At 68.8% G+C, this 8827-nt stretch carries 9 protein-coding genes and 1 pseudogene; 3 read left to right on the top strand and 7 right to left on the bottom strand.

Annotated features, from left to right (window positions below):
* Positions 1-3 precede the first annotated feature (3 nt).
* Positions 4-240 (bottom strand): annotated as a pseudogene (locus tag G6N60_RS02095) (MbtH family protein); the annotation flags it as partial.
* A gap of 117 nt (positions 241-357) precedes the next feature.
* On the opposite strand from G6N60_RS02095, the gene G6N60_RS02090 reads away from it, so the two are divergent.
* Complete coding sequence (locus tag G6N60_RS02090) at positions 358-1302, top strand: methionyl-tRNA formyltransferase (RefSeq protein WP_163731870.1); 945 nt, start codon at positions 358-360, stop codon at positions 1300-1302.
* Here the strand turns inward: G6N60_RS02090 and G6N60_RS02085 are convergent.
* The 6 genes from G6N60_RS02085 to G6N60_RS02060 all read right to left on the bottom strand — a co-directional run bounded on the left by G6N60_RS02085 (position 1299) and on the right by G6N60_RS02060 (position 7234).
* Positions 1299-2612 (bottom strand): lysine N(6)-hydroxylase/L-ornithine N(5)-oxygenase family protein, encoded by a 1314-nt coding sequence (locus G6N60_RS02085; RefSeq protein WP_163731867.1) that lies wholly within the window; start codon positions 2610-2612, stop codon positions 1299-1301. The genes G6N60_RS02090 and G6N60_RS02085 overlap by 4 nt on opposite strands.
* 225 nt (positions 2613-2837) lie before the next feature.
* A complete protein-coding gene (locus tag G6N60_RS02080; RefSeq protein ID WP_163731863.1) occupies positions 2838-3668 on the bottom strand; it encodes an ABC transporter ATP-binding protein in 831 nt (276 codons plus the stop codon).
* A gap of 11 nt (positions 3669-3679) precedes the next feature.
* Positions 3680-4729 carry a FecCD family ABC transporter permease gene (locus tag G6N60_RS02075; RefSeq protein ID WP_163743302.1) on the bottom strand — a complete coding sequence of 350 codons (1050 nt, stop codon included), beginning with the start codon at positions 4727-4729 and terminating at the stop codon, positions 3680-3682.
* A 5-nt stretch (positions 4730-4734) separates the two neighbouring features.
* The gene (locus tag G6N60_RS02070) at positions 4735-5766 is read right to left on the bottom strand and encodes an iron chelate uptake ABC transporter family permease subunit (RefSeq protein WP_163731860.1); all 1032 of its coding nucleotides are present in this window, start codon (positions 5764-5766) and stop codon (positions 4735-4737) included.
* Positions 5767-5795: 29 nt separating this feature from the next.
* Positions 5796-6332, bottom strand: coding sequence for a carbonic anhydrase (locus G6N60_RS02065; RefSeq protein ID WP_163731857.1), 537 nt, complete (start codon positions 6330-6332; stop codon positions 5796-5798).
* Positions 6329-7234, bottom strand: coding sequence for an NAD(P)H-binding protein (locus G6N60_RS02060; protein WP_163731854.1), 906 nt, complete (start codon positions 7232-7234; stop codon positions 6329-6331). The genes G6N60_RS02065 and G6N60_RS02060 overlap by 4 nt, the downstream gene beginning before the upstream one ends.
* 53 nt (positions 7235-7287) lie before the next feature.
* Here G6N60_RS02060 and G6N60_RS02055 point away from each other — a divergent pair, with 53 nt between their 5' ends.
* Positions 7288-7863 (top strand): TetR/AcrR family transcriptional regulator, encoded by a 576-nt coding sequence (locus G6N60_RS02055; protein WP_163731851.1) that lies wholly within the window; start codon positions 7288-7290, stop codon positions 7861-7863.
* Positions 7864-7906: 43 nt separating this feature from the next.
* Complete coding sequence (locus tag G6N60_RS02050) at positions 7907-8827, top strand: NADP-dependent oxidoreductase (RefSeq protein WP_163731849.1); 921 nt, start codon at positions 7907-7909, stop codon at positions 8825-8827.

The following is an 8827-nucleotide window of genomic DNA, read 5'->3' as shown; positions in this document are numbered from 1 at the left end:
CTCTGCCCCGGTCGGCGCCGACGCGGCCATGCGGTCGCGCAGGCTCTTGGGTCGCATGTCGGTCCAGTTTTCCTCGACGTAGTCCAGGCAGCTCTGCCGCGAGGCGACCCCGTCGTCGCCGAACACCACCGTCCAACCGCCGGGCACCTGCTTGAACGTCGGCCACAGCGAGTACTGCTCCTCGTGATTGACCAGTACGCAGAAGGTCGCGGTCTCGTCGTCAAAGGGATTGGCGGACATGCATTCTCCTCAACGTCGTGGTCGATCCGGGGGTGGGCGTTGGGCAGACCCACAGGAACCTGGTAACTGTATCAAAGGTTAGGCTAACCAAACACCAGCACATACCAGGAGGCGGACATGCGGGTAGCGACGTTCGGGTACCAGACGTGGGGCCACGCGACCCTGAAGGCTCTGATCGGCTCGTCCCACGACGTCGTCCTAGCGGTCACGCACCCACCGAGTGACCAACCGTACGAGTCGATTTGGGCCGACTCCGTCGAGGACCTGGCCCGTGCCAACGGCATCCCCGTGCACCTGGCGCGGCGGCCCGACGACGAGCTGATCGCGCGCGTGCGGGACGCGCAGCCGGACATCATCGTCGCCAACAACTGGCGGACCTGGCTGCCGCGGACACTGTTCGACCTGCCACCCCACGGCACGCTCAACCTGCACGATTCGCTGCTACCCAAGTTCACCGGATTCTCCCCGGTGATCTGGGCGATGATCAGTGGCGCAACCGAAGTCGGGCTGACCGCACACCGCATGGACGACGAGCTGGACACCGGCGACGTGGTGCTGCAGCGGGCGATTCCGATCGGCCCGCACGACACGGGCACGTCGCTGGTGCAGGCCACCATCGACCTCATCCCCGGAGTACTCCTGGAGGCGCTGGATCTCATCGAGCGCGGCGCTGCGACGTGGACGCCGCAGAACCTCGACGAGCGGACGTTCTTCCACAAGCGCTCCGCGCGCGACAGCGTCATCGACTGGCGTTGGCCCGCAGATGAATTGGAGCGCTTCGTACGCGCACTGTCGGACCCGTACCCCAACGCGGTCACGTTCTACCGCGGCCAGCGCATCCGGGTGATCGAGGCCTCGGTATCGCGCTGCCGCTACGGCGGTACGCCCGGCCGGGTGTTCATCGCCGAGGGCGACGGCATGGTCATCGTCGCGGGGCCAAGTGCCCATCGTGGTGACTCCCCCGGTCTGGTGGTCGAGAAGGTACGGCTGGACGATGGCACCGAGCTCGGGGCGCTGGAGTTCTTCGGCCGCGGCGGTGGATACCTCACCGACGAGCCCTAGCCGGCGGCGCGGCCGCCGAGAACGGCACGGCCCAGTGAGCCGAATTCGGCTTCGTGGGCGATGGATTCGACGATCTCGCCGCACCGGACCGCGATGTTGGACAGCAGCGACGAGCTCAGCCCGTGCGTGTGCTCGGTGCCGCCCTGCAGGTAGATGGCCCCGGCGATCTCGCGCGACGTCCGCAGTCGGTAGTCCCGCGAGACAGCGGGCCCCTCCGCGGCGTAGACCGCCGGATCGCAGAGGTCCCCCAGGATCGCGGGCAGTGACATCGGCGCGAACCCCGTCGCATACACGATGGCGTCGCAGTCGAACGTCTCGACCGACTTCGTCGGGTGATGCTCGATGGTGACGGTGACCCCGTCGCGATCCTCGCTCGCCGACTGGATGCCGGAGGCGCCGTGGAAGTACAACCTGCGCCGGCCGGCCACGCGCTCGGCATACTCACGCGCATAGAGCGTCTCGATGAGCGGCAGGTCGACGCACGAGTAGTTCGTGGCGCGGTGGTAGTCGAGCAGACGCTGTCGCACCGGCGGCTCCGCGGCGTAGAAGTCGTCGACCGCTGCCGGATCGAAGACCCGGTTGGCGTACGGACTGTCGTCGGCGGGACTGAAGCCGTACTTGGCGAAGACGCCGTGGACCTCCGCATCGACGAACGTCGTGTGCAGGTAGTCGGTGACCTCGGCGGCACTCTGCCCGGCGCCCACGACGACGAAGCGACCGTGCCGCCGCGACGGCAGCTCCGGAACCCGCTGCAGCAGTTGGTGATTGTGGAACTGGCGGCGGGTCTCGACGATGCCACCGGGTAGCTGCGGTTGCAGCCCGCCGGCCAGCACGACCGCCCTGGCCCGCAGCGTCCGGGTAGCCGGGCCGTCGACGTCGACCGCCAGCCAGTCGTCCTCGTCGCGGACGGCGACGGCGCGCGTGCCGTAGTGCACGGTGGCCGAGACCCTTTCGGCGGCCCATTCCAGGTAGTCGTGGAATTCCAGCCGGGTGGGGAAGAACGTCTGGTGGTTGATGAACTCGTTGAGCCGCCCCCGGTCGGTCAGATAGTTCAGGAACGTGTACCGGCTGCGCACGTTGCGCTGGCTGGCGAGATCCTTGAGGAAGGAGATCTGCATCGTGGTGCCGGGGATCAACATCCCGGTGTGCCAACCGAATTCGGGCTTGGCCTCCACGAACTCGGCCGTGATGACCGCGTCGGGACCGCACGTCTGATTGTGCTCCTCGATCGCGATCGCCAGGCCCAGGTTGGAGGGTCCGAATCCGACGCCGACGACGCCGAGCACCCCGTCCGTCGCGGCGGCGCTCACCGGCCCGCCCACTGGTCGACCGGGCTCGAGAGGACGGTGGCGCGATGCACCTTGCCGCACAGCATCGTTCGGAGCATGGCCCGTCCTCCAGCATTCTCCACGGTTCTGGTAAGTCAAGGCTATCCTAACCCAGCAAGTTGCCAGGTTCCCCTTTACCCCGCCCAGCAGCCGCAAACATGCGCGAAACTACGGCGTGTCCTGCACCTTTGCGGCTGCTCGCCAGGACTAATCGGGCTCCGACGCTGGCAACTTCCTGGCCCGCAACCGGCCCGACGCCCGCGGGATCACCAGCGGCGTGCCCGTCTCGGGATCCTTGATGACCTGGCACCGCAGCCCGTAGACGTCCTCGACGAGCTCCGCGGTGATCACGTCGGACGGATGTCCTTGCGCCACCACGGCTCCCGCCTTCATGGCGACGATCTGGTCGGCGAACCGGCAGGCGTGATTGAGATCGTGCAACACCGCGACGATGGTGCGACCCTGCTCGAGGTTGAGCTCGGCGAACAACTCGAGCAACTCGATCTGGTGGGCGATGTCGAGGAACGTCGTCGGCTCGTCGAGCAGGATCAGTGGCGTCTGCTGCGCCAGCACCATCGCGATCCACACCCGCTGCCGCTGTCCGCCCGACAGTTCGTCGACGGGGCGGCCGGCGATCGGGGTCACCCCGGTGGCGGCCATCGCCTCGGCGACGGCCCGCTGATCGTCGCGGGAGAACTGCCGCAACATGGTCTGATGCGGGAACCGTCCGCGCGATACCAGGTCGGCCACCGTGATGCCCTCCGGGGCAATCGACGACTGCGGCAGCAACCCGAGCCGACGGGCCACGTCCCTGGTGCGCAGGCGGGTGATGTCGGCGCCGTCGAGGATCACCTGACCCGACGACGGGCGCAGCAACCGCGCCAGGCCGCGCAGCAGCGTCGACTTGCCACAGGCGTTGGGACCCACGATGGCCGTGATCGCGCCGGCCGCGACATCGACTGTGAGACCGTCGACGACCGACGTGTCGCCGTAACCCAGCGACAGCGAGCGCGCCCCGAGCCGCACCTCCTCCGACATCCCCGCCCCCCTTACCGCCGCCGCGCCTGCGCGACGAGCAGGTAGACGAGGTAGAGCCCACCGAGGGTCACCGTGACCGCTCCCACCGGCAACTCCGTGGGCGCGAAGATCGTCAGCGCGATCAGGTCGCTGGCCAACAGCAGGAACGCTCCCATCACCGCGGCCGACGTCAGCCCGACCCCGGCCGCGCCGGTGAGCCTGCGGGCCAGCTGCGGTGCGGCAAGCGCGACGAACGAGATCGGCCCCGCTGCCGCAGCGGCGACGGCGATCAGCAGCACTCCAACCACGAAGTACGCCAACCGAACCCGTTCCGGACGCACGCCGAGCGCCCCGGCGGCGTCGTCACCCATCTGCAGGATGGGCAGCTGCGGGCCGACGACGCTCAGGACGGCGAGCGCGACGAGGAGGCCACCGACGACGGGAACGACCTGCGCCCAGTCCATTCCGCTCAGCGAGCCCTGCTGCCAGATCGACGCGGTGATCGCCTGGTGCAGCTTGATCTTCAGGACGATCCACTGGCATACCGAACTGAGGACGGCGCTGACGGCGATGCCGACGATGATCAAGCGGAATCCGGCCAGACCGTTCCGATAGGACAGCAGGTACACCACGACCGCGGTGAGGAGCCCGCCGACGACGGCGCTGACCGCGATTTCCAGATGCCCGCCGCCCAGCACGGCGATCGCCGTCAGCGCTCCGGCATAGGCGCCGAAGTCGAAGCCGATGACGTCGGGACTGCCGAGCGGGTTCCTGGTGAGGGCCTGAAAGATCGCGCCAGAGATGCCCAGCGCCGCACCGATCAACAGCGCCACCATGATTCGCGGCAACCGCCACTGCAGGACCAACACACCGGCGAAGGAGCGATCCCGGCCGAGCACGACCGCGACGACCTGCCCCGGCGAGATCGGATACTGGCCGATCCCCAGTGCCACCACCGCGAGCACGGCCGCGACGACGCCGAGTGCGGTCAGCGTCCAGACACTGCGCCAGGGCGCCCGCAGCGCGAGCGCCGATCCGCGTCGCACGATGAGCTGACGACGGCCGAAGTCGACGGTCGGCAGCGGCGTCACAGCGCCGCCGCCGCGCGCCGGCGCACCAGCCAGATCAACACGGGCGCACCGACGAATGCGGTGACGATGCCGGCGGGCAACTCCCCCGGCGCGACGACCACGCGCCCGACCACGTCGGCGGCGAGCAGCAGTGCGGGAGCGACGATCACGCTGTAGGCGCAGATCCAGCGCCAGTCCGGACCGGTGTACCGGCGCACCGCATGCGGGACCATCAACCCCACGAACCCGATCGGACCGGCGCCCGCGGTGGCGGCGCCCGCCAGCAGGGTGACCGCGACGAGACCGAGTAGGCGCGTTCGAATGACGTTGCCGCCCATGGCCGTTGCGAGATCGTCGCCGAGCGCGACCGCATTCAGACCGCGGCTGACGTACAGGCACAGCGCGGCGCCCACCGCGATGAACGGCGCGACGACCCCGACCACCGCGAGCGAGTGGCCGTCGAGCGCGCCTGCGTCCCAGTATCGCATCGAGTCGAACGCACGCGGATCGCGCAGCCGGATCGCATAGGAGCAGCCCTCCATGACCGCGCCCGCGGCGACCCCGGCTAGCAGCATGCGCACCGGGGTCACGACGACCCGGCCCGTCATCCCGATCAGGTACACCAGCAGCATCGCCACGGCGGCCCCGACGAATGCGAACCACACGTACGACCAGATCGTCCGCAGACCGAGCAGCGAGATCGCCGCGACGACGAAGAGCCCGGCACCGGAGTTGATGCCGAGAATCTGCGCGTCCGCCAACGGGTTTCGGCTGATGCCCTGGATGAGCGCTCCGCTGGACCCCAGCGCGATGCCGACGACGATACCGAGCAGCGTGCGCGGGATCCGCAGCTCGCGCACGATCCACTCGTCGCCGGTGTCGGTGTAGTCGGTGAGTGCGTGCCATACCGTCGCAGGCTCGACGTGCTCGGCGCCGACCGCCAGGCTGAGCGCGCACGTCAGCGCGAGCACGACAACGGTGGCCAGCAGACCGACGACGCGCGGCCGCGACGGTGCGGGTTGCACCCCGGGCTCGACGACCGTCATCATGTAGTGCAGGCTAACCTAACCGGCTCGGCCTAGTCGATCGGCACCTGAGTCGGCGGGACCACCACCTCGACAGCTCCGGTGCGGACGTCGTAGACCAGCCCGGACACCAGGTAGTCCGGGGCGTGGATGCTCTGCCTGATGACCTCGACGTCGGTGCGCACCGAGCCGACCGGGTCGGTGACGGACTTCGCGTCGAGCTCGTCGACCGTTGTCTCGAAGTACTCGGCGAGCAGACCGGGAAAGGCTGCCAGATCGTTCATTCCGCAGTCGGTGTGATGCAGCAGGACGAGGTTCAACGGGCCGGGCCTGCGGGTTTCGGCGTTGGCCTGTCCCACCTTGCTCAGCATCGCCATCGTGCGCAGCGTCGCGGGGGTCACCCGACCGCCGACGTTGCGGATGATGGCCGCCTCGCCATTGGCCAGTCCCAACACGTGCCCCGGATCGACCCGCGGGTCGACGCATCCGATGACCATCACGTTGCCGCCGGGGTTGATGGTGAGGTCCCGCTCGAAACCCGCGGATGCGAAGCTAGCGTTCCGAGCGGTGAGGTCGCCGACGGTGGTCATGGGGTGAACATCTCCCGGTGGTGGGCGACGAACTCGTCGACGGATTGCCCAGGGCTGCCGGTGATCTCGGTGACGTCCTTCGTCGCCCGGTCGTAGCGACCCGCGCGGTGCAGCGCGGCCATCGTCGAGATGTGTTGAGCGGTATGCGGATCGAGTCCCAACGGTTGCAGCACCTGCCTGACCCAGTCGTCGTACGGGATGTCAATGCCCGTGATGGGGCGACCGAGGGCACGCGAATAGTGCTCGGCCAGGCCCTCGATCGTCAGCACCTCGGGTCCGGTCAGGTCGTAGACGCTCCTCGGATGCGCGGCCGGGTGCAGTAGCAGTTCGGCCACGACCCGCGCGACGTCGACGGACGCGATCGGCGAGGTACGCCCGGTGCCGAACGGCAGGAGCAGCTCGTCGCGGTCGCGCAGGCCGGGGGCGGCGAGGAAGGTGAACAGCGGATTGTCAAGGAAGACAGTCGGTCTGACGTGGGTGACGGGAAGACCGCTCCAGTCCATGACGGCGTCGGCGAGCCAGTGCAGGCGCTGCTGGCGGGATTCCGCGGTGCTCGTCAACGTCATCTGGGAGACCGTCATCTGCGACATGGCGACGATCGCCTCGATGCCACCGTGTTCCCGCGCGGCCGCGCACACGATAATCGCGGCCTCCAGGTACGACGCGGACACACTCATGTTGAAGAACACCCGCTGCACGCCGTCCAGCGCGCTGACGACGTCGCCCGGCTCGGTCAGATCGCCCACCACGACCTGCGCACCCATCCCCCGCAGCGCGTCGGCGCGAGAATCGTCGGTGCGGACCATCGCGCGAACGACGACACCCTGGCCAACGAGCAGATCGACGACCTGGCGGCTGACCCCGCCGATGGCACCGCCGGCGCCGGTGACGAGTACGTCCACCGCCAAATACTGAACCGAACGGTCCGATAAGTCAACCGCCGTACCATCGGCGGATGGGTAGGCGGCGGGAGTTCGACGACGTCACCGTCATCAGGGCGGCCCGCGACGTCTTCTGGGAGCGCGGCTACGCGTCCAGTTCACTGTCGGATCTCCAGGCCGCCACCGGACTGAGCCGGTCCAGCCTCTATGAGGCCTTCGGCAGCAAGCGGGGACTCTTCGACAGGGTCGCCAAGAGCTATCTCGACGAGGTCATCGGCCCGCTGCTCGAGCCGATGGAGGCCGAGGGCGCGGGCCGTGACGAGATCGTGGGGTACTTCCATGCCCTCGCCGACTTCCTGCGCCGCTCGCCCCGCGCCGTGGCCACCCGCGGCTGCTTGATGCTCAACACGGCCATGGAGTTGAACATCCTCGACGCCGACGCCGCCCGCGTCGTGCGCGGCTACCGCGAACGGGTGCGCGCGGCAATCCATCACGCGCTCGGCGGAATGGCGGACGCCGTCGTCGACCGGGACGGCAAGGCCGACGTGCTCACCGCCGGTCAAATGGGCCTGATGACGACGTCGCGCATCGACCCGATCCAGGCCGCAGAGCTCGCCGAGACGATCGCCGCCGACATCGCAGGCTGGTGACGCCAGCCGGTTACCGGGGGGCACTTCGGGGTACGCGTCGGCAATGGTCAAAGCATTTGGTTACAGGAGCAACGGCGGGCCCGACGTCCAGGAGTTTCTCGACCTCGACATGCCGACGCCGATGCCCGGCGAACTGCTCGTCGAGGTGCGCAGCGCAGGCGTCAACCCCGTCGACTGGAAGATCCGGTCCGGGATGATGGGCCCGGCGAGCGAGAGCGATCTGCCCGCCGTGCTGGGCAGTGAGGTCTCCGGCGTGGTGCGCGGAGTCGGCAAGGACGTCGACGGCTTCTCCGAGAACGACGAGGTGTTCGGCTCGGTCGCACCGGGTTCCGGCGGATACGCCGAGTACACCCTGGTGACCGCCACCGCCGCGGCGCGCAAGCCGCCGCAGGTCTCGTTCAACGACGCCGCCACACTTCCCGTGGCCGCCGCGACCGCGTACGACGGCGTGACCCAGCTGAACCTGAAGGAAGGGCAGACGCTGCTCATCACCGGCGCCGGGGGTGGCGTCGGCGTTGCGGCCGCACAGATCGCCCGCGACCTTGGCATCAACGTCATCGGCACGGCGAGTGAGGAGAAGCGCGCGCTGGTGGAGAGCTTGGGCGCCACGCTGATCGCCTCCGGTGACGGCGTCGCCGACCGCATCAGGGAGATCATGCCCGACGGCGTCGACGCGATCCTCGATCTGGCCGGAGGCGATGCGCTGCAGGCGGTGGCCGGTCTGGTCGTCGACCGGACCAAGCTCATCAGTGCGGGCGATCCCGGCGTCGGAGAGTTGGGCGGGCACTTCATCGAACGCGACCGCACCAGCCGCGTGCTGGAGATCGTTGCCGCGCTCGTCGCCGACGGCAAGCTGGATCCCCACGTCGAGGACGTGCGTCCGCTGAACGAGGCCGCCGACGCGCTCGCGGCCGTGGAGATCGGCCACGCCAGGGGCAAGGTCGTCATCGAAGTCAGCAGCTGA

The sequence above is a fragment of the Mycolicibacterium madagascariense genome, from assembly GCF_010729665.1.
Classification (GTDB): Bacteria; Actinomycetota; Actinomycetes; order Mycobacteriales; family Mycobacteriaceae; genus Mycobacterium; species Mycobacterium madagascariense.
This window is presented reverse-complemented; position numbering and strand designations above follow the sequence as displayed.